The organism is Nocardia sp. KT25-26 (assembly GCF_056627695.1).
Genome location: NZ_CM152813.1, coordinates 3,511,076 through 3,531,893, shown reverse-complemented (window position 1 = coordinate 3,531,893; position 20,818 = coordinate 3,511,076). Strand labels below are relative to the sequence as shown.

21 protein-coding genes are annotated in these 20,818 nt (G+C 70.2%); 15 read left to right on the top strand and 6 right to left on the bottom strand.

All coding sequences use genetic code 11. The features are described 5' to 3' along the window. The first annotated feature begins 334 nt into the window (after positions 1-334). Together AC1HFH_RS16135 and AC1HFH_RS16130 are read left to right on the top strand one after the other, a co-directional pair. Complete coding sequence (locus tag AC1HFH_RS16135; protein WP_480243601.1) at positions 335-991, top strand: response regulator transcription factor; 657 nt, start codon at positions 335-337, stop codon at positions 989-991. Next, positions 988-2,160 (top strand): sensor histidine kinase, encoded by a 1,173-nt coding sequence (locus AC1HFH_RS16130; protein WP_480243600.1) that lies wholly within the window; start codon positions 988-990, stop codon positions 2,158-2,160. The genes AC1HFH_RS16135 and AC1HFH_RS16130 overlap by 4 nt, the downstream gene beginning before the upstream one ends. Before the next feature lie 116 nt (positions 2,161-2,276). Here the strand turns inward: AC1HFH_RS16130 and AC1HFH_RS16125 are convergent, their stop codons facing one another. Both AC1HFH_RS16125 and AC1HFH_RS16120 read right to left on the bottom strand, forming a co-directional pair. After that, the gene (locus AC1HFH_RS16125; RefSeq protein ID WP_480243599.1) at positions 2,277-2,663 is read right to left on the bottom strand and encodes a hypothetical protein; all 387 of its coding nucleotides are present in this window, start codon (positions 2,661-2,663) and stop codon (positions 2,277-2,279) included. Positions 2,664-2,748: 85 nt separating this feature from the next. Beyond that, on the bottom strand, positions 2,749-4,137 hold the full coding sequence (locus tag AC1HFH_RS16120) for a lipase family protein (RefSeq protein WP_480243598.1): 1,389 nt from the start codon (positions 4,135-4,137) through the stop codon (positions 2,749-2,751). 283 nt (positions 4,138-4,420) lie between these two features. Here AC1HFH_RS16120 and AC1HFH_RS16115 point away from each other — a divergent pair, with 283 nt between their 5' ends. Continuing rightward, entirely contained in the window at positions 4,421-5,218 is a 798-nt protein-coding gene (locus tag AC1HFH_RS16115; protein WP_480243597.1) for an SAM-dependent methyltransferase, read from the top strand. Positions 5,219-5,339: 121 nt separating this feature from the next. Next, positions 5,340-6,713, top strand: coding sequence for an MFS transporter (locus AC1HFH_RS16110; protein ID WP_480243596.1), 1,374 nt, complete (start codon positions 5,340-5,342; stop codon positions 6,711-6,713). A 74-nt stretch (positions 6,714-6,787) separates the two neighbouring features. Here the strand turns inward: AC1HFH_RS16110 and AC1HFH_RS16105 are convergent, their stop codons facing one another. Together AC1HFH_RS16105 and AC1HFH_RS16100 are read right to left on the bottom strand one after the other, a co-directional pair. Beyond that, positions 6,788-7,246, bottom strand: coding sequence for a nucleoside deaminase (locus AC1HFH_RS16105; RefSeq protein WP_480243595.1), 459 nt, complete (start codon positions 7,244-7,246; stop codon positions 6,788-6,790). Positions 7,247-7,290: 44 nt separating this feature from the next. After that, complete coding sequence (locus tag AC1HFH_RS16100; RefSeq protein WP_480243594.1) at positions 7,291-7,962, bottom strand: TetR/AcrR family transcriptional regulator; 672 nt, start codon at positions 7,960-7,962, stop codon at positions 7,291-7,293. Between the two features lie 193 nt (positions 7,963-8,155). Between AC1HFH_RS16100 and AC1HFH_RS16095 the strand changes: the two genes are divergently transcribed. Genes AC1HFH_RS16095 through atzF form a run of 5 tightly spaced genes read left to right on the top strand, consistent with a single transcriptional unit; the run spans position 8,156 to position 14,690 of the window. Then, the gene (locus AC1HFH_RS16095) at positions 8,156-9,637 is read left to right on the top strand and encodes a sodium:solute symporter family transporter (RefSeq protein ID WP_480243593.1); all 1,482 of its coding nucleotides are present in this window, start codon (positions 8,156-8,158) and stop codon (positions 9,635-9,637) included. A 22-nt stretch (positions 9,638-9,659) separates the two neighbouring features. Then, entirely contained in the window at positions 9,660-10,424 is a 765-nt protein-coding gene (locus AC1HFH_RS16090) for a DUF1989 domain-containing protein (protein ID WP_480243592.1), read from the top strand. After that, positions 10,421-11,038, top strand: a complete 618-nt coding sequence (locus AC1HFH_RS16085) for an urea amidolyase associated protein UAAP2 (protein ID WP_480243591.1) — start codon at positions 10,421-10,423, stop codon at positions 11,036-11,038. Before AC1HFH_RS16090 ends, AC1HFH_RS16085 begins: the two co-directional genes overlap by 4 nt. Then, on the top strand, positions 11,035-13,062 hold the full coding sequence (locus AC1HFH_RS16080; protein WP_480243590.1) for a 5-oxoprolinase/urea amidolyase family protein: 2,028 nt from the start codon (positions 11,035-11,037) through the stop codon (positions 13,060-13,062). The genes AC1HFH_RS16085 and AC1HFH_RS16080 overlap by 4 nt, the downstream gene beginning before the upstream one ends. After that, entirely contained in the window at positions 13,059-14,690 is a 1,632-nt protein-coding gene (atzF, locus tag AC1HFH_RS16075; RefSeq protein WP_480243589.1) for an allophanate hydrolase, read from the top strand. The genes AC1HFH_RS16080 and atzF overlap by 4 nt, the downstream gene beginning before the upstream one ends. On the opposite strand, the gene AC1HFH_RS16070 is transcribed toward atzF, so the two are convergent. Further along, positions 14,623-15,114, bottom strand: coding sequence for a hypothetical protein (locus tag AC1HFH_RS16070; protein WP_480243588.1), 492 nt, complete (start codon positions 15,112-15,114; stop codon positions 14,623-14,625). The genes atzF and AC1HFH_RS16070 overlap by 68 nt on opposite strands. Before the next feature lie 131 nt (positions 15,115-15,245). Further along, entirely contained in the window at positions 15,246-15,677 is a 432-nt protein-coding gene (locus tag AC1HFH_RS16065) for a type II toxin-antitoxin system Rv0910 family toxin (protein WP_480243587.1), read from the bottom strand. Positions 15,678-15,915: 238 nt separating this feature from the next. Between AC1HFH_RS16065 and AC1HFH_RS16060 the strand changes: the two genes are divergently transcribed. From AC1HFH_RS16060 to AC1HFH_RS16035, 6 genes are read left to right on the top strand one after another with little or no spacing between them, the layout of a single operon-like run. Continuing rightward, a complete protein-coding gene (locus tag AC1HFH_RS16060) occupies positions 15,916-17,376 on the top strand; it encodes an ATP-binding protein (protein WP_480243586.1) in 1,461 nt (486 codons plus the stop codon). Between the two features lie 9 nt (positions 17,377-17,385). Beyond that, positions 17,386-17,796 carry a roadblock/LC7 domain-containing protein gene (locus AC1HFH_RS16055; protein WP_480243585.1) on the top strand — a complete coding sequence of 137 codons (411 nt, stop codon included), beginning with the start codon at positions 17,386-17,388 and terminating at the stop codon, positions 17,794-17,796. Next, on the top strand, positions 17,793-18,143 hold the full coding sequence (locus AC1HFH_RS16050; RefSeq protein ID WP_480243584.1) for a DUF742 domain-containing protein: 351 nt from the start codon (positions 17,793-17,795) through the stop codon (positions 18,141-18,143). The genes AC1HFH_RS16055 and AC1HFH_RS16050 overlap by 4 nt, the downstream gene beginning before the upstream one ends. Beyond that, positions 18,118-18,717, top strand: coding sequence for a GTP-binding protein (locus tag AC1HFH_RS16045; RefSeq protein WP_480243583.1), 600 nt, complete (start codon positions 18,118-18,120; stop codon positions 18,715-18,717). The genes AC1HFH_RS16050 and AC1HFH_RS16045 overlap by 26 nt, the downstream gene beginning before the upstream one ends. A gap of 59 nt (positions 18,718-18,776) precedes the next feature. Further along, positions 18,777-19,946 (top strand): cytochrome P450, encoded by a 1,170-nt coding sequence (locus AC1HFH_RS16040; protein ID WP_480247871.1) that lies wholly within the window; start codon positions 18,777-18,779, stop codon positions 19,944-19,946. Between the two features lie 9 nt (positions 19,947-19,955). Continuing rightward, positions 19,956-20,759, top strand: coding sequence for a nuclear transport factor 2 family protein (locus AC1HFH_RS16035; RefSeq protein WP_480243582.1), 804 nt, complete (start codon positions 19,956-19,958; stop codon positions 20,757-20,759). Positions 20,760-20,818: the final 59 nt, after the last annotated feature.

The following is a 20,818-nucleotide window of genomic DNA, read 5'->3' as shown; positions in this document are numbered from 1 at the left end:
CGGGCCATGTGGTCGGCGGGTGACGGCTGCCGCCACGGCCGGATCGACCTCGCATCTCAGCGACGACCTCGGCGGCGGTGGCCGCGCCACGCACTCGGGCCACCGGGTTCCACGGCCGGGCGGTCGCTCGCCTGGGCACCGACCACAGCCACCAGCCCGGCGACGTGATCAGCCGGTCGACATCGACAACCGGTCGCCACCGGCCTCGGCCGCCGGTCACGACGGCTCCCGGTGGCGGATGGATCGGCAACGGCCCGCAGGAGGGGCCGATGATCACAGCGTCGGCGTGGGATCCTCACAGGAAACCAACAGGGGCCGGCGGCACGATGTGCCGGTGCGAGTCTTGGTGGTCGAGGACGAGATGGTGCTGGCCGATGCGGTCGGTGCCGGGCTGCGGCGGCATGCGATGGCGGTCGATGTGGTCTATGACGGCGATGCGGCCCTGGAGCGGGTACCCGTGCACGACTACGACGTGGTGGTGCTCGACCGGGACATTCCGGGCACCGACGGGGATGATGTGTGCCGATGGATGACCGGGCACGGCTGTGCGGCCCGCGTCCTGATGCTGACCGCGGCGAGCGGCGTACCGGAACGGGTATCGGGTCTGGGTCTGGGTGCCGACGACTACCTGACCAAGCCGTTCGCCTTCGCCGAACTGGTCGCGCGGGTGCAGGCGCTGGGCCGGCGGGCGCGGCCGGCGCCGCCGCCGGTGCTGGAACGCCGCGGGGTGCGGCTGGATGCGCACCGGTGTGTGGTGACCCGCGACGAACGCCCGATAGCGCTGTCCCGCAAGGAATTCGCCGTTCTGTGGGAACTGCTGTGGGCGGACGGGGGAGTGGTGTCGGCCGAACATCTGCTGGAAAAAGCCTGGGACGAGAACATCGATCCGTTCACCGGGGTGGTGCGCTACACGATCATGATGCTGCGCCGGAAACTGGGGGAACCCGGCCTGATCGAGACCGAGCCGGGCGCCGGCTACCGGATCCGATGACCTGGCCCCGCCCGACGATCCGGCTGCGGCTGACCCTGCTGTACGCGGGGTCGTTCTTCGCGGCCGGTGCGGTACTGATCGTCCTGATGTACGTCGCGCTGGAACAGTGGCTGGCGGGGCGACCGGCCATGGCCGTGACCCGCGGTATCCCGGCGCCGACCGGCCCCATGCTGCCCCCGGAAGGGCTCGCCGAGGCGATCACCATCCGGGTCGAACAGGACCGCGACGAAACCCTGCAAGCCTTGCTGGGCTGGTCCCTGCTGGCCCTCGTGGTGGTCGGGGTGGTCGCCGCCGGACTCGGCTGGCTGCTGGCGGGCCGGGTGTTGCAGCCCCTGCAACGGGTGACCGCCACCGCCCGCCGGGTCGCCGACCGCAGCCTGCACGAACGTATCGGCCTGGCCGGTCCGCCCGACGAGATCAAGCACCTCGCCGACACCTTCGACGCGATGCTGGAACGCCTGGACCGGGCATTCGACGGGCAACGCCGGTTCGTCGCGAACGCCTCGCACGAGCTGCGCACGCCCCTGGCGATCAACCGCACCCTGCTCGAGGTGGCCCTGGACCGGCCGGACACATCCGAATCCCTGCGGCAGCTCGGCGCGACCCTGCTGGAGGTGAACGGCCGCCACGAACGGCTGATCGAGGGTCTGCTGCTGCTCGCGTCGAGCGAACAGCAGCTCACCGAACACCGCGCCACCGACCTCGCCGAAATCGCCCGGCACGTGGCCGCAACCGTCGCCGACGAGGCGGCGGCAGCCGGGGTGACCATGGAGTGCGACCTGTCGCCCGCACCCGTGCTCGGTGATCCGGTGCTGCTGGAACGCCTGGTGGACAACCTCGTCGACAATGCGGTGCGGTACAACGTGCCGGACGGCGGCGTCTCGATCCAGTGCAGCACCGCCGACGGCCGCACCGAACTGACCGTTCGCAATACCGGCCCGGTGATCCCGGCATTCGAAATCGACGGCCTGTTCGAACCCTTCCGGCGGCTGAACGGCACGACCCGCCGCGCTGACGGACCCGCCGCCCGGCGCGGCGCCGGGCTCGGCCTGTCCATCGTGCGATCGGTGGCGCATGCGCACGGAGGGAGCGTGCACGCCCGGGCACTACCCACCGGTGGGCTGTCGGTCACCGTGGTCCTGCCCGGGAACCGGGACATCGGGGATTGATGCCGGTCGGGCAGTCGGCCCGGTCGGATACCGGGCCGGCCGGAACCACACCCGCGTTCCGGCCGCGCAACCGAACGGCTCGACGCGGCCGGAACACCCGGCAGGCGGAAACCGGGTCAGCGATCGCCGCAGTTCTCGACGACGACTATCCGCGTCTGCGCATGCTCGCCACCCGGTTCGAGACCGAGTTCGCGGTGCCGGGGATCATCGGTCCGATGTTCGAGGATGATGCGCTGCCGCTCCGGTGCCTCGGGGAGCGGGAGAGCGGGGTGTGCCTGCTGCATCGGGTGTCCGGCGGTGCCGTCGCCCAGGGCCAGGGCCGGGATCGGCCCGTCGGCAACGCCCTCGAAGAGTTCGATCGAACACGCAGTGTCCGGCAGCGGATGTTCGGCGGGTACGGCAACACCCGGTGCGGCGACGGCGGCGCCGGTCGTACCCACGGCAGCCAGGGCGACCACCCCCGCGATCAGGGCGGGGCGGGTGATTGTTCGCGACAGTGTCATGGTCGGCAGACCTTTCCTCGGTTGCGGGCCGCAGGTTAGCGACCCGGCACCAGTCCACCAAGCGGCGTGTTTGCCCGGTGTGAGGTCAGTTCGCGGATCCGGACGGTGGTGCGCTGTCGCAGTTCTCCGGTGCGGGCAGCCCGGACAGCCGCTCGTCGAGCCACTGCATCGATCCGGGCCAGCCGCCGAACAGGCCGATGATGTGCTCGCCGGGCAGGGCGTTGTAGGCGGCGGTCACGCCGCGCTCACACTGCTGCCGGAACAGCTCCCGACTCTGCTCGATCGGCACACCGAAATCGAGGAACCCGTGGTAGATGTACATCGGTGCGACGGCGGTCCGGTCGGTCAGATCGGCGTGGTCGAAGTACCGGCCGATGACCTCGGAACGCAGCGGATCCGCCATGTCGACGCCGACATCGACGGGCAGGCCCAGCAGGCCGAGCGGCCCGTTGCTGTCACCGCAGAAATTCTTGATCGGCGAGGTCGCCACCCACTGTGCCAGGTGGTTGAGATGATCCAGCAGCTCCGGGTGCTCGCGGGCGATGGCCAGTCCGGCGGCCATCAGGATGCCGGACGCGGGACCGCCGTTGAACCGGTGCGCGATCGCACGGAAGTCGGTGATCAGGCCGCCCATCGACGTGCCGACCACGACATCGGCCAGCTCCGGGGCGTATTCGCCGAGCAGCATGGCGGCGCCGTAGGAGGCGATGGCGCCGCCGGAATAGCCGGCGATCGCGAACGGGCTGTCGCCGAACTCCGCGGGCAGCCGGTTGCGGACCGCCCGGACCGCATCCAGCACCGCATGCCCGGCGACCACGGGCTCCCCGTAGGCCATCCACGGGCCCTCGTGATCGGGAACGAGGACCGCGTACCCACGATTCACGGCCCATGCGGTGGTCGGCGGGAACAGGTCGCCGGTGCTGAACTTCTCGTGCAGGCCGTGCGCCATCGCATAGCTGGGGGTGCAGCTGCGGCCGAGCGAATTGATCGGCAGGGCATTCACCACCACCGGGCGTTCCCCCGCGCCGGTCCATTCGGCGGCCGGAACGATCAGCGTCGCGGTGCCGTAGGACGGCTCGCCGGAAGAATCGGTGCTCCGGAATTTCAGTAGCAGCGCCTGCCGGATCGGCACGACGACCAACGGTGCCGCCGTCGCGGTGACATCACGCCATTCGATGATCTCTCCCGGAACGCGTGCCGCGAGATCCGCCGGCCAGGCATCGAACATCGGATCCCCGGTGGGTGAGGCGGTCACCGACTGCCACAGTGCCGCGAGTTCGGGGGCCAGCTCCTTGCCGGGGACCGGCGCCGCCGGCGGCACCTCCGGCGCCGGTATCACGTCGTCCACCCACTGCTGCAGCTCCGACGGCGCCGCGCCCCCGGAATCCTCCGGCGCCGCGAACGCCGGCACCTGCCCGGCCACCAGGGAACCACCGAGGGCGATCGCCCCCACCATTGCCCGCAGATTCGACAACTCCGCTGCGCTCCTTCACCCCGCTCGCTCCAGCACTGCCGAGGCTAGTTCGGTCCCGGTGCCACCGGGAGAAGTCTGGTGCCGGTCACCGAGTTCGCCGGAGAATACGAACGCCGGTCACAAGCGCAGCACGCCGCCACACCGGTCCCGGGTCCGCGGATCCCGCTGCCGTCCGCGCGGGGAACTTGTAGTGTGCCCAGTGCAGATCGGAAGCAGTTGCCCCACGGCGGTTTTGCCGGAAGTGTGCCCGGACCGCCGCAAATATCGCTGAGGAGTCAGCCCCATGGCCGAGCAGAACACTCCGGTGATCCGGACCGATATCCCGCATTCCGCGCGGATCTGGAACTACTGGATGGGTGGTAAGGACCACTACGAGATCGACAAGGTCGCCGGTGACGCCGGGCTGGAAGTCGACCCCGATATCGGCACCATGGCGGTGCAGTCCCGGCAGTTCCTGATCCGGGCGGTCGGCTACCTGGCCCGGGAGAAGGGGATCCGGCAGTTCCTCGACATCGGCACCGGCCTGCCCACCATGCAGAACACCCACGAGGTGGCGCAGGGCATCGTCCCGGATGCCCGCGTGGTCTACGTCGACAACGATCCACTCGTGCTCACCCACGCCCGGGCGCTGCTGACCAGCACCACGCCGGAAGGCGTCACCACCTACATCGACTCCGACTACCACGATCCGGAACAGATCGTCGCCGACGCACGGAACGTGCTCAACTTCAACGAACCGATCGCCGTGATGTTCATGGGCGTGCTCGGGCACGCGAAGTCCTACGAGGACATGCTCCGGATCGTGCGGACCGTGGTGGGGGAGGTCCCCTCGGGAAGCTATCTGATCCTCTGGGACGGCACCGACGACAGCCAGGCCTACGTCACCCTCTGTGAGAACTACACCGGCACCGGCGGTGACCCGTACATCCCGCGCCCGCAGGCCGATATCGAGGCGGCATTCGACGGGCTGGAGATGGAGGAGCCGGGATTCGTCTCGATCACCCAGTGGCGGCCCGCCGAATCGCAGGTCGGTGCGCCGCGCGCCATCTCCGCCTACGGGGCGGTCGCCCGCAAGCCCTGACCCGGCACCGGACTCCGCGTCCGACACGGTGGCCGGGCGGATCCCGGCCACCGGGTCCGGCGCCCCGTAGGGTGGGCAGCTGCCGTCCAGACAGCTCCCGAACCCGACGAGAGGCTGCCGCATGAGTGAGGAGTCCGGTTCCGCCGACACCGAGGTAGCGCCGAAGGTCCTGCACCGTGCCATCGCGGCCTCCGCGATCGGCAATGCGGTCGAATGGTTCGACTACGGCGTCTACGCCTACCTGGCCACCCACATCGCGGTGTCGCTGTTTCCCGGCGACGGTGATTCGGGGGTGCTGTACACGCTGCTCGGCTTCGCCATCTCCTTCCTGATCCGGCCCATCGGCAGCATGGTGTGGGGTCCGCTGGGGGACCGGATCGGCCGGCAGCGGGTCCTGGCGACCACGATCATTCTGATGGCCGCCGCCACCCTGTGCGTGGGGCTGATCCCGAGCTACGCGACGATCGGCATCGCGGCGCCGATCCTGCTGTATCTGCTGCGGATGGTGCAGGGGCTGGCCGCGGGCGGAGAATACGGCGGCGCCGCCACCTTCATGGCCGAATACGCACCGGACCGGCGGCGCGGTTTCTACGGCAGCTTCCTCGAAGTGGGCACCCTGGCCGGATTCACGCTCGGCAATGCGCTGGCCCTGCTGCTGGTGGATGTGCTCGGCGAGGCGGCGATGCAGTCCTGGGGCTGGCGCCTGCCGTTCCTGCTGGCCGGCCCGCTCGGCCTGATCGGCATGTATCTGCGCAGCCGGGTCGAGGACACGCCGGTCTTCCGGGAAGTGGAGAACAAGCACGAGACCGAGCCCGCTGTCACCGGCGTGTACAAGGATCTGTTCACCCGCTACCGGCGGCCCCTGGTCACGATGTTCGGCCTGGTGATCGCCCTGAATGTGGTGAACTACTCACTGCTCAGCTACACACCCACCTACCTCGGCGACACGCTGGGCATGGCCGAATCGGACGCCCTGCTGGTGCCGCTGTTCGGTCAGCTGGCGATGCTGGTCACGCTGCCGTTCCTCGGTGCGTTGTCCGACCGGGTCGGGCGGCGGCCGATGTGGCTGTTCTCCTGCGCGGCCCTGGCGGTACTGGTGATCCCCGTGTATCACCTGATCGGCACCTCACTCACCGGGGCGATCGTCGGGTTCGCCATTCTGGGCCTGCTCTATGCGCCGCAGCTGGCGACGATTTCGGCGACCTTCCCCGCGATGTTCCCGACCATCGTCCGGTTCGCCGGGGTGGCGATCGGGTACAACGTGGCGACCTCGTTGTTCGGCGGGACCGCACCGGCGATCAACCAGGCGGTCATCGAAGCCACCGGGAACGTGCTGGTGCCCGCCTACTATATGAGCGGCGCCTGCGTGGTCGGCATCGTCGCGGCCTACTTCCTGGTGGAGACGAAGGGGCAGTCGCTACGGGGAACCCATGTGCCGGGGACCCCCGAAGCGGTCGCCGAGCAGCACGCGCTCGAATCGGTTCCGCAGCGCTGACCCGGGCGGCCCGAGGACACCGGCTCGTCGAATGGAGGCCGGCTCAACGCTGGACGACGGGGCCCGGTCTCGGCTCAGTGGGCGTCGAACACCGCGAGCGCGGCGGCACCCAGATGCGGACCGCTGATCTCGATCGGGTGGTTTCCGGCGCCGACCACCTCTGCGCAGGTCAGGCTGAACGCCGGTTGTCCCGGCGGCAGCAGCGGGGCGAAATCGCGGGCCGCGGCCGCGAAGACGATCCGGTCGAGTTGTGCCCACACCATCGCGGCCGAGCACATCGGACACGGCTCACCGCTGGCGTACATGGTGGCACCACGCAGGTCGCGGCCGGCCGCCGCCGTCAGCACCACCGTTTCGGCATGTCGGGTCACATCGCCGGTGTCCGCGACGGTGTTGCGGCCCTCCGCCAGCACCTCACCGGCGGCGTCGACGAGTACTGCCCCGAACGGTGCGTTCCCGGTTGTGGCGGCCGTGCGCGCCAGCTCGACGGCGTGCTGCAGATGCGTGCGATCGGATTCGGTGAGCTCGGTCATCGGCTTGCTCGCTTCCGTCGGCGGAATCGGTCGGCGAGCCGATTCTATGGCGCGGCGGTCAGCAGCCCGTCGAGGCCCGCGGCCGCTGCGCGGACCGCAACGAGATCGCCGCTCCAGCCGAGGACCCGGAGTACGGCGTCGGCGATCGCCCGCCGGGTCGAGTCCGGGACCGGATCGCCGTCGGAGCGCAGGCCGACCACGGACTCGACGAGTCGGAAGGGCAGCGCCTGTGCGCCGGGTACCCCGGCGGGACCGGCTGCCGCGACGACCGCGGCTGCCAGATTCTCGTAGTGCTCCCGCAGCCGGTCCCGCTGGGCGCGGAAGTCGGCGAAGCGTTCACTGTGCAGTTCGGGCAGGAAGTACAGCGCGCCGAGATTCCAGCGACCGGCGCAGAGCTGGCCGATATCGCAGACGGCGAGGGCGTAGAGCCGCACATGCGCCGGCTCGGAGCGCTGCGTCAGGTCGGCGGCGAAGTCCAGCGCGGTGGTGATGGTGTCGGTCAGCAACGCGTCGAGGATGTCGTCCTTGGCGGCGAAGTGGTGGTACAGCGACGCCTGCCGGATCCCGACGGCATCGGCGATCGCGCGGGTCGAGGTGTTGCCGTAGCCCTGGGTGGTGAACAGTTCGGCAGCAGCGTCGAGGATTTCGGCACGTGGCGTCGTGCCCTGCCGTCGGCGGGGTTCGAGGCGCGGGCGGCCCGGACCGAGTTGTGTCACGGCTCCATTGTCGCCCATCCCGGTGTCGGGTCCGGTGCGGGCCACCCGGAATAACTGTCACTCGACAGAAACATCGGCAACGACCTGTTTACCTCCCCCGGGGAGGTGGATACCTGGGTGTCACCACCGGGTGCCCGATTCCGAGAAAACTTTCGGCCGATAGGTATTCACTTCTGACGAAAGACCCGAAGCCATGATCATTCTCGGAATCGCGGTCGGTGTGATCGCGGTCATCGGCATCGGCTTGCTGGTGTCACGCAAGGTGCACGGCGACAGTGTCAACTTCCTGGTCGCGGGCCGCGCACTGGCCCTGCCGCTGGTCGCGGCAGGCCTGATGGGTCAGGCGGTGGATTCGAACGCCACCCTCGGCAACACGGATCTGTCCGCCTCGCTGGGGTTCTGGGCGGGCGCGGCGTTACCGCTCGGACTCGGCCTGTGCCTGTTGCTGACCGGCCTGTTCTTCGCCGCGCCGATGAACCGTATGGGACTGCTGACCCTGCCCGACTTCTATCGGATCAAATACGGGCGCGGGATCGAACTCACCGCATCGCTGCTGATGATCTTCAGCTTCTGCATTCTGTTGGCCGGCAACCTCGTCGCGGGCGGCTATCTGTTCGAGCATTTCCTCGGTGTCCCCTACGAGGCCGGGGTGCTGTTGATCGTCGCCATCGTGCTCACCTACACGGTCACCGGAGGCATGATCAGCGACGCCTACACGGCGGCCGCGCAGATGGTGATCACGCTGGCCGGGTCGACGGCCCTGCTGATCTGGGTCGCCACCACCTACGGGATCAGCATGCCCGAGGGGATGGGGCCGTTCGATCTGGGACAGCTCACCGATCCGGCGCAGGGCGCACCGATCAACTGGGCGACCCTGGTCGCCCTCGGAATCGGTGACATCGTCGCCATCGATTTCATGCAGCGGATCTTCTCGGCCCGTTCGCCTGCGGTGGCCCGGCGGGCCTGTTTCCTGGCAGCCGCCGGCACCGCGTCGGTCGGCATCCCCTATGCGCTGGTGGCGATCTCGACCGCCGGGCTGGTCGATCTCGGGTCCGGCCCGATGCTGCTCACGCTGCTGGACGAATACGCCCCGGCCGGTCTGGCGATCCTGGTGCTCTCCGCGGTCGTGGCGGCATCCTGCTCGACGGCGAACGGCGCCATCCTCGGCACCGCGGCGGTGGCCGCGCGCAACGTCGCCGGCCGCACCGGGCCGGCCGCGGAGACCACACTGCTGCGGGACGTGCGCATTACGATGATCCCGGTTGCCGCGGTTGCCGTGTTCTTCGCAATTCGCGTGCCCCAGACCGGCATTCTGCTCACCCTCGCCTTCGACCTGATGCTGGCCGGACTGATCGTGCCGTTCGTGGCCGCCCACATCTCGGCGCGGGTGACCACGGCAGCGGCAGCGGCCGGGCTCATCGCCGGCCTCGGTGTCCGGCTGATGCTGTTCGTGCTCACTCCCACCGTGTACGGCGTGCCCAACACGGTGCTGTACGTCGAGAACGACCTGATCGGGCCGGAGTTCGACGGCTGGCCGACGTTCCTGGGACTGCTCGCCTCCCTGACCGTATTCACCCTCGTCGTGCTGCTGCGCCCGGCTCCGCCCGCCCCGCCCGCCGCAACCGTCACCACGGCACCGGAGGCAACGTCCGAACCGGCTCCGCAACGACTCTGACCACCGACCGACAGGAGCAACGATGACCACCCCGACCACTTCGGCGACCGGATCGACCCGGGGCGCCCGGGAACACGCCCGGGCCCAGGCCGCCACCGCGTCCCCACAGCTACCGGCGCTGCCCGACGGTGTCCCTGCCGAGCAGGCCACCTGGCTGGACCGAGTTCCCGCCGAGAGCTACACGACCGCGATCCTGGCGCGCGGCACCCGGCTCCGCCTGACCGACCCGGACGGAGCCGCCTGTGCACACGTGTTCCTGATGCGGGCCGATGCGCCCTGGGAGCGTTTCAACGTCGCGGACACCGTCAAGGTGCCGTGGCAGGCCTACCCCGGCGTCGGTCACCCGCTGCTGTCCGACCAGGGGCGGTTGCTGGCGACCGTCGTGGCGGATACGTCGGGCCACCACGACGCGCTGTGCGGGCCGAGCTCGGCCGGCCGGGACCTGCTCTGCCTGGCCGCCGCCAAGTACGGGCGCACCGCGCGCGATATCGGCCCGTCGGTGTCGTTCTTCCGGGGCGTCCGAGTCGCCGCCGACGGCACCGTGGACGCCATCGGATCGGCGTCGGCCGGGGCGCATCTGGAGCTGCTGCTCCAGCTCCCGCTGATCGTGCTGATCGCGAACTCGGTGCACCCGCTGGACCCACGCCCGGTCACCGATCTGGACATCGTTGCCCGGCCCGGCGATCCAGCCGGGTCCGACTCCGGCAGCGACCCGGAATACCTTCGTGCGCTGGCCGTCACCGAGCAGGTGTGGGCCGCCGCACAGAACCGAGAGGAGTGGACATGACAACCGCAGATGCCACCGTGATCCGCGACGACACCGTGCCCGCCTGTGCCGCCTGGTCGGCGATCGTGGCGGCCGGGGATCGGCTGGACATCGTCGACCTGCACGGCAATCAGGCCGTCGACTGCCTGCTGTACTCGGCCACCGATCCCGGGCAGCGCTACAGCGCGCAGGCCACCGTGACCGCGCAGCGCAATATCTTCCTCGGTACCGGCAGCATCCTGCGCACCGACTCGGGTGCGCCGCTGATGACCGTTGTCGCCGACGAAGTCGGCAACCACGACACCATCGCCGGTGCGTGCTCGCGGGAATCGAACATCCTCCGGTACGGTCCGCACACCCGGCACCAGCACGCGTGCGTGGAGAACTTTCTGGCCGAGGGCGCCCGCCGGGGACTGGCGAAACGGGATCTGGTGTCGAACATCAACTGGTTCATGAATGTACCGGTCGACGCCGACGGTTCGCTGGGCATCGTGGACGGCCGATCCGCACCGGGTAAGACGGTGTCGCTGCGGGCCGAGATGGACACTCTGGTGCTCGTGTCCAATTGCCCGCAGATCAACAACCCGTGCAACGGTTTCGATCCGACTCCGGTGCGGATGGTGGTGACCCGATGACCGCCGCCGCAGTGCATCCGGCACCGGCCGTCGCAGCGGCACCCCGGGAGGCGGCCGTGCTCCGGGCCGGGATGCTCACCACGGTGCAGGACTGGCCGGGGCGCACCGGTTACTGGCATGTCGGGGTGCCACCCTCGGGGCCGATGGACGATCTGTCCTTCCGGCTGGGCAATCGCGCCCTCGGCAACGTCGAAGGAGCGCCGGGACTCGAATGCACGATGTCCGGTCCCGCGCTGCAGTTCCCGCACGAGACCTGGGTGTGCGTGACCGGTGCGCCGGTGCCGGTCACGGTCGACGGCCGGCCTGCACCGATGTGGCGGCCGATCCGGGTTCCCGCGGGGGCGACGCTGGATCTGGGGGTGATCACCGGACCGGGCATGCGATGCTACCTGCTCGTCTCCGGTGGCCTGGCGGTCTCCGAGTATCTGGGCAGTGCTTCCACTTTCACCCTGGGCGGCTTCGGCGGCGGCACCGGGCGGGCGCTGGTCGACGGTGACCGGCTGCCGGTCGGACCCGGTGGCAGCCGCCCGTCCAGGCGCGTCTGCGGCAGCGATCAACCGGTGCTCACCCGCACCTGGGAGCTGGCCGTCACCGAGGGCCCGCACGGTGCGCCGGAATTCTTCACCCGCGCCGATGTCGACACGATCCTGGGTACGGCATACGAAGTGCATTTCAACTCCGACCGCACCGGTGTCCGGCTGATCGGCCCCCGTCCGCAGTGGGCGCGCACCGACGGTGGTGAGGCCGGACTGCACCCCTCGAACATCCACGACACGCCCTACAGCGTCGGCGCGCTCGACTTCACCGGCGATACGCCGATCCTGCTCGGTCCGGACGGTCCCAGCCTCGGCGGATTCGTCTGCCCGGTAACGGTGGTCGCCGCCGACTTGTGGAAGCTCGGTCAGCTCTGTCCCGGGGACACCGTCCGGTTCGTCGCGGTGCGTGCGAACCGGGCTGCCCCGTTGCGTTCACTCGGCCCCGACCGGCGGGGGAGCTGGGCAAATGTGCTGTCCACCGGTGGGGACCGAGACGACGGAGTGCTGCGCCGGCACGCCACGACCGACGGCACCGACATCACCTACCGGCGAGCCGGTGACGACGGAATCCTGGTCGAATACGGCGAGATGACCCTGGATCTGACGCTGCGCGCCCGGGTACACGCCCTGCACCGGCACCTGCGGGCCCACGCCGACCCCGGGATCGTCGAGCTCACTCCCGGTGTGCGATCCCTGCAGATCCGGGTCGACCCGGACCGCCGGGCCGTCGGCGCCGCACTGGATCTGCTCACCGAGGCCGAACAGGCGCTGCCTCCGGCCGACGACCTCGTGGTACCCAGCCGCACCGTCCACCTGCCGCTGTCCTGGGACGACCCCGCCACGCGGGAGGCGATCACGCGCTACATGCACGGTGTGCGTGCCGATGCGCCGTGGTGCCCCTGGAACATCGAGTTCATCCGCCGGATGAACGGGCTCGGCACCGTGGCAGATGTCTTCGACACGGTGTTCGCGGCCGAGTATCTGGTGCTCGGGCTGGGCGATGTCTACCTGGGGGCACCACTGGCCACCCCGACCGACCCGCGGCACCGGCTGGTCACCACCAAGTACAACCCGGCACGTACCTGGACACCGGAGAACGCGGTCGGGATCGGCGGCGCCTATCTGTGCATCTACGGCATGGAAGGGCCGGGCGGCTACCAATTCGTCGGCCGCACCACCCAGGTCTGGAGCCGGGACCGGCACCGGCGCACCCCCTGGCTGCTGCGCTTCTTCGACCGCATCCGCTGGTATCCGGTCGAGGCCGAGGAATTGCTCGGGCTGCGCGCCGATCTGGCCGCCGGGCGCAGCGAACTCGCCACCGAGGAAGGGGAATTCCGGCTCGCAGACCACCGCCGGTTCCTGGCCGAGAACGCCGGCTCCATAGCCCGGTTCCGGCGCCGCCAGTCCGCGGCCTTCGCCGCCGAACGCGAATCCTGGCGCAGCACCGGTGAACTGGCCGAACATCACAACGAGGAGGAGCAGCGATGACGATCTGGATCTCGCGGCGGCCGGAGCCCGATGTCCGGTCCGACCTGGCGAACTCGACCGGGCCGCTGGCCGGGCTGCGCTTGGCGGTGAAGGACAATGTCGACGTGGCGGGGATCCCGACCACCGCGGGATGTCGCGAATTCGCCTACACCCCGGACCGCGATGCCGCAGCAGTCGCGGCTCTGCGTGACGCGGGCGCCACGGTCGTCGGCAAGACGAACCTGGACCAGTTCGCCACCGGTCTGGTCGGCACCCGGTCGCCGTACGGTGTGGTGCGTGATGCGCGCCGGCCGCAGTACATCGCGGGCGGCTCGAGTTCCGGATCCGCGGTGGCGGTCGCCACCGGCGCCGCCGACATCGCGATCGGAACCGATACCGCGGGGTCCGGGCGGGTGCCGGCGGCACTACAGGGCGTCGTCGGGATCAAACCGACCGTCGGCGTCGTCGACACCGCCGGAGTGGTGCCTGCCTGCCGGTCGTTCGACTGTGTCTCGATCTTCGCCGCGGATCTCACCCTCGCCGACCGGGCGATGGCGGTGCTGGCCGCCGGCGCCCCGGACCGCCCATGGCCTGCGGATCTCCCGTACGGCGCACCTCCCGAGCCGGTGATCGCCGTCTTCGCCGACCTGCCGGACCTCGGCGAGCCGGAACGGCACGCCTACGACGCGGTGGTCCGGCGGCTGCGTGACCGTGGTGCCCGCATCGTGACCGTGGATCCGGCACCGTTCCTGGCTGCCGCCCGGCTGCTCTACGACGGCGCTCTGGTGGCGGAGCGCTACGCTGCGGTCGGCGAATTCGTCGACGCACACCCCGACGCGGTGGATCCTGCGGTCCGCGCGATCATCGGCCCGGCGGGTGAGCTGCCCGCGTACCGGATGGTCCGTGACCTGGCCCGGCTCGCCGAGTTGCGGGTGGTGGCGATGCGCGGCATGGCCGAAGCGGATGTGCTGCTGGCGCCCACCGTGCCGGACCAGCCCACCATAGCCGCGGTGGCGGCCGATCCGATCGGGGTGAACTCGAGGCTGGGGACCTACACCAACTTCTGCAACCTGCTGGATCTGTGCGCCGTCACCGTTCCCGCCGGCCGTGACGGCGCCGCCCGGTTCGGCGTGACCGTGTTCGGCCGGGCCTTCCACGACGCCGTCGCCCTGGATATCGCTGCCCTGGTGACCGGCTGCCGGGCGCCGGAGCGACCCTGGCCGGCCGGTGCCGCACCGGTCACGGAACTTGTGGTATTCGGTGCGCACCTGCGGGGGCAGCCACTGGCCCATCAGCTCGTCGACCTGGGTGCGCGATGGGGCGGATCGGTCCGGACAGCGCCGCGCTATCGGATGACCGAGCTGCCCACCGAACCGCCGAAGCCGGCTGTCTTCCGTGCGCCGGACGGGAACAGTGGTGTCTCGATCGCCGGTGAACGCTGGCTGCTGGCACCCGCCGCCCTGGGCAGGCTTCTCGCGCGGCTACCGCCGCCGATGCAGTTGGGTGCGGTGGAACTCGACGACGGGACCTGGGTCACGGGCTTCGGCTGCGACGGGACGGCGGCGGTAGCCGGGCGCGATATCAGCGAATTCGGTGATTGGCGGGCGGCGCGGGCGGCTGCTGCTCCAGCCGGTGTTGCAGCGCGATGAGGAACCGGTCGTGCGGGGTGGGGTCCCGGGCGGCGTCGCACAAGACGTGGGGAAGGGGACGGTCGTCGGTGAGCGCCGTGAGCATCGAACGACGGACCCGGCACCGGTCCGGGGTGTCCGATTCGAGGGCATAGAACACGGTGGCCGTCAGCGGGACCGCGCCGAGTTCCGTGGTCACCAGGGTGCGGGCGGTGACCGCCCAACGGTGCGGGCGGTGATCGCTGTAGATCGACCAGGCCAGTGTCGCGCGGTAGCCACCGAGGTCGAGTTCGGTGGTGACCGGGCCGCTCGGTGTGCTGTCGTCGAACACCCGTCGGCACAGCGGATGCAGCTGCCACACGGTCGGTTGCCGCAGGGCGGCATGGGTCACGGCCGCCCCGGCACCGATCGTGATGTGCGACTGGGTCTGCAGAATCCGGGACATGGTGGGGCGCCTCGTCGTGGGTACACGGCAGCCTCAGCCTAGGTGGCCGGAGCCGGGACCGGAACGGCTGCAGATGTGATTGTGTCCCAAACTTTTCCGGGTGCAGTTGGGATCCGGCCGCCCGGGCGCGCTCAGGCGTAGCGGGCGACGAAGGCGTCCAGGGAGGCCTGGACGTCGCCCTTGATCGCCTTCGCGACCGCGGAGCCGACCGGCCCGAACAGCGGGGCCCCGCCGAGTTCGAGGTCGACCAGCACCCGGGAACCGGCGTCGCGGGGTTCCACGCGCAGCCCCAGGCCGAACTTGGTCCCGCCGATGCCGGAACCGGCCAGGACGAGCCGGTGCGGTGGTTCGCTGGTGCGCACGGTCCAGGTCACCCGATTGCGGAAACCCTTCACCCGGGCGACGCCCACCAGCACGGTGCCGGGGGACAGGTCGGCGGGCACCTCACCGCGCCAGCCCTCGTGCATGCTCAGCCAGGTACCCAGTTCGGGCAGGTCGGAGGCATGCTTCCAGGCCTCGTCGGGGGAGAGGGGCACATCGACGGACACCTTCAATTTCGCCACGCGGGGGATGGTATCCGGTACCGGCGGTCCCGTATGCGGCGGGCGGGCCGGTGACCGGATTTCTGCCGATGATGAAGTCCTGTCGGTGGATTCGAGCATGGCCGATCGGACAGCTGCTAGTGTGGGCGAGTCGTCGATGATCTTGCCTGCGCGGATCATCGGCGAATGCTTCCCGGGCGGTCCGGGAAGGCCCACCGGTCCGGGTGAGGCATGGCCGGCGTCGACGACGAAAGAACCGATGAACTCAGATATCGCCGTGCTGCTGATCAGCATCGGGGCGCCCCTGTTGATCGTGGCCGTAGCCGTGGCGATCTTCGCGATGCGGAACGAGCGCCGGCTGCGGATCCGGGTGGATGCGCTGGAGCGGGACCGGGTCGCCTGCGAGGACGCGCTGGCACGTCTGCACGAGACGACGCTGCCGGCGATCACCGAGGCGGTGCGGCACCGTGCCGCGCCGGAGGTCACCGTGGAAGTCCCGGCGGGGCTCGCCGAGTCGCGATTCGCCGGACTCGTCCAAGGTCTGGCCACCCGGCACGGGGAGGACCTGCGCATGGTGCAGGCCGAGACCGCGACCGCCGTGGAACGGTACGCCGAACAACGGGCCCGGGCGGCGATGGACGAGGCCGACGACCGGATCCGCTCGGCGCAGGAGCAGGTCCGCGCCGCGGAGGCCCGCGCCGAACAGGTCGAGGAGCGGGTCCGGGCCGAGGTCGCGGACTCCGCGCGAGTGGCCACCAGCGCCGCGGTCCGATCGTTCGGGACCTCGGTCGTGAGCCTCGGCGCCGACGTCGGGCAGGTGGTCAGCTCGGCGCTCCGCGAGCACCGCGACGATGCCGTCTACGAGACGCTGACCCGGATCGATCACACGGTGCAGCAGATGATCCGGCAGGCGCAGTCCTATGTGATCGTCTCCGGCGGGCTGCCGGGCCGCCGCTGGCCACAGCAGTCGCTGACCGATGTCGTCGGCGGTGCCACCGGCCGCGTCCGGGACTTCCTGCGGGTCCGGGCCGCCGAATGCGACCGGGTGGTGATCAGCCGTGCTGTGGAGCCGCTGGTGCACACCCTGGCCACGCTGCTGGACAATGCGCTGCGGTACTCGCCACCGACCTCCTTCGTCGATGTCGGCTTCCAGCACGGCCATCACGGCATCACGGTGATCATCGACGATGCCGGTGTCCGGATGAGCCCGGAGCAGCTCGACGAGGCCCGGGCCGTGCTGGCCGGGGAGAAGGCCGTCGACATCCACGACCTCGGGCCCGCACCGAAGGTGGGCTTCCCCGGTGTCGCGGCACTCGCCCGCCGGTACGGCTTCGCCGTGCACATCGACGGGCCGAACATCTTCGGCGGTATGCGTGCGATGGTCTACGTTCCGGAGGTACTGATGGTCGCACCCGGGGAGGAACGGGTCCCGCCGGCCCCGGCGCCCGACCCGGCCCCGGCCGTGGAACCGGCCCCACCTGCCCCGGCGCCCGCCGCGGAACCGGTGCCGCAGCCGTCGGCCGAGGCGGATTCGGGAGTCGCCGAGGTACACGAGATCACCAGTGGGGGGCTGCCGAAGCGCCGGCGCCGCGCGGTCGCCGCCGCACCGCAGGACGCGCCGGCCGACTCGGCGCCCGCTCGCCCCGACCTCGCCGCTGCCTGGTACAGCGGTTCGCGTAGTGGCCGTGCGGCGGCGGCCGAGGGTACGACGAAAGGGTAGGTCAGCAAAATGAGCACACCAGTGGCCGACAGCACGAACCGGCTGGCATGGCTGCTCGAGGATCTCGAGATCACCGGTGTCCGGTTCGCGGTACTGCTGTCCGAGGACGGCCTGCGGATCGCCCACTCGCGGGGGGTCGTCAAGGACGAAGCCGAACGGTTCGCTGCCGCCGCGTCCGGGCTGCGTTCACTCGGGAAGGCGCTCGGCGAATTCTGTGGTGGGCCGGGCAATGCCGTCCGGCAGAACATGACCGAATACGACCAGGGCATGATCTTGATCACCGCGGCGGGATTCGGCGCGCTGCTCGGCGTGGCGACCACCGCCGATGTCGACCTGGAGCTCGTGGCGCACCGGATGAACGAGCTCGCCGGCCGGGTGGGCCGCGAACTCGGCGCCGCGCCACGAGGCGGACCGGCATGACCCGCGGGCGGCGGGACCCGGACTTGGTGCGGGCCTATGTCCGCACCGGTGGGCGGGTGCGGGCCAGCCGCGAACTCGATCTGGTGACGCTGGTCCGGGCGAGCGCGGAACCGCAGCCGGGCCTGAGCGCCGACGCCCGGCGGGTCCTGCTGTTGTGCAGCCGTCGGGGCGCGCTGTCCATCGCGGAACTGTCCGCCTACCTCGATCTGCCCGCCTCGGTGGTGAAGATCGTGGCCGCCGATCTGCTCGACAGCGGCCACCTGTTCAGCCCGACCCCGGCCGAAGTGAAGCCGGAACTCGCCTTGCTCGAGGAGGTGCTCGATGGGCTCCGCACTCTCGCCGGTTGACGTCGACTATGTGGCCGAGACCGTCACCCGGTCGGTGAAGGTGCTGGTCGCCGGGAACTTCGGCGTCGGGAAGACCACCTTCGTGGGCGCCGTCTCGGAGATTCGGCCGCTGCGCACCGAGGAGACCATCACCGAGGCCAGCGTCGGCGTCGACGATATGGCCGGGCTCACCGGCAAGACCGAGACCACCGTGGCGATGGACTTCGGCCGGATCACGCTGAATCCGCAGCTGGCGCTGTACCTGTTCGGTACGCCGGGACAGCAGCGGTTCGTCCCGCTGTGGGAGGAGCTGGCCCGTGGCGCGCTGGGCGCCCTGGTGCTGGTGGATACGCGGCGGCTGGATCGATCCGACGAAGTGCTGTCGGTGCTCGAGGAGCGTGGTGTCCCGTACGCGGTGGCGGTGAACGAGTTCGAAGGCGCGGAGCGATATCCGCTGTCCGAGGTGCGCGAGGCGCTCGATCTCGCCCCGCAGACCCCACTCGTCGCCGTCGACGCCCGTGACCGCGGTGCTGCGCTGCGGTCGCTGATCACGCTGGTGGAGTTCCTGTTCCGGCGGCAGGAGAGCCTCCGGTGACCACGGGAGCCGGTCCGATCGAACACGCCGCACCGGCCGTGGACGAACCACGGGTGGCGATGTATTCGGCGGAGTTCGCCGCCGATCCGCAGACCGCCTACCGGGAGATGCGCCGCCGGTACGGATCGCTGGTGCCGGTCGATCTCGCACCCGGAGTGCCCGCCACCCTGGTGATCGGCTATCACACCGCGGTCCGGATCCTGAACGATCCGGAACACTTCCCGGCCGATCCGAGGACGTGGCAGCGCGGCATCGCACCGGACTGCCCGGTGCTGCCGATGCTGCAGTTCCGGCCGACCGCATTGCGTACCACCGGCGCCGAGCACACCCGCTACCGCGAGGCGAACGTGGCGGGCCTGGCCGCGGTGGATCTGTATGCGATGCATGCCACCATCGAACGGATCGCGGTTCCGCTGATCAACGCGTTCTGCGGCGCCGGGCAGGCCGACCTGGTGAGCGAGTACGCCTTTCCGCTCACCTTCGCCGCACTGAACTCGATGCTCGGGTGCACCGCCGAGATCGGCCGTCGGGTGGCCACCGGGATGGCGCAGATCTTCGAGGGCGACGAGGCGGAAGCGGGCAACGAACTGCTGCACGGTGCGCTGCGCGACCTGGTCGCGTTGAAACGCCGGACCCCGGGCGACGATGTCACCACCCGCCTGCTCCGGCATTCCGCGCGCCTCGACGACGAGGAGATGATGCATCAGCTCGTCGTCCTCTACGGGGCGGGTATCGAGCCGATGCAGAATCTGATCATCAACACCCTGCGGCTGATGCTCACCGACGACCGGTTCGCCGGTAGCGTGCTCGGCGGCAGCCTCTCGACGCGCGATGCGCTCGACGAGGTGCTCTACACCGATCCACCGCTGGCCAACTTCTGTATGACCTACCCGCGGCAGCCGATCCTGGTCGACGATCGCTGGCTGCCGGCCAACCAGCCGGTCGTGATCAGTATGTCCGGCTGCAACAACGATCCGGCGATCGGGGCCGGCGAGGTGATCGACAATCGGGCCCATCTCTCCTGGAGTGCGGGCCCGCACGGCTGCCCCGCCCGCCCGGTCGCCTATCTGATCGTGCAGGATGCGATCGATCAACTCCTGGATGCCATCCCGGAACTGCGGCTGGCGGTACCGGCCGGGGAACTGGTCTGGCGACCGGGACCGTTCCACCGGTCGCTGACGGCGCTGCCGGTGGAATTTCCGCCGTCGCCGTTGTTGCCGATGCGCTGAGGAGGATCGATGTCGCCGGATGCACCCGCTGCCGACCTGCTGGCCGCAGTGGCCGCCTCGCCGGAGGCGGTCGCGGCCCACGACCGCGATGCCTGGCTGGCCTTGTTCGCCGCGGACGGCCGGGTGAACGATCCGGTCGGTTCGCGGCCGCACATCGGCCGGGCTGCGATCGAACGCTTCTACGACACGTTCATCGCCCCCAACACGATCGTCTTCGACGTCGACAACGACATCGTGACCGGTCGCACGGTGTTCCGGGACCTGACCGTGCAGACCACGATGGGTTCCGGCGCGACGGTGCGGGTGCCGATGCATCTGCGCTACGACCTGGTGCCGGAACAGGGTGTCTGGCGGATCGCCCGCCTCGACGCGCATTGGGAACTCGCCGCGATGATCGGACTGCTGCTGCGGACCGGACTGCCCGGTATCGCCGCCGGGGTGTCGCTGGGTCCGCAGCTGGTGCGGAATCAGGGACCGGCCGGGGCCGTCGGCCTGCTGCGTGGGCTGCGCGGTGTCGGCCGGGCGGGCAAACGCCGGATCGCTGCGGTGCTCGCGGCCGCCGCGGCCGGCGATGCCGACGAGGTACGCCGGTTGCTCGGTCCGGGCGCCGTGATCGAATCGCCGGCCGGGACCACGGTGACCGTCGAAGAGTTCGCCGGCAGCGGAATCGTCGCCGGAGACAAGATCATCGCCGCCGGCCGGACCGTGACCGCCGGTGTCCGGGCCGGTGCTGTGCCGGGGATTCTGCTGGCCGAATTCGCCGATCACGGGACCGGTATCGAGCGGTTGCGGTTGTTCACCGGCAGCGTGTGACGGATGCCGGCACCGAGCGGATCGGTGTGTTCTGCACCACATCGTCTGGTTGTGGGGTG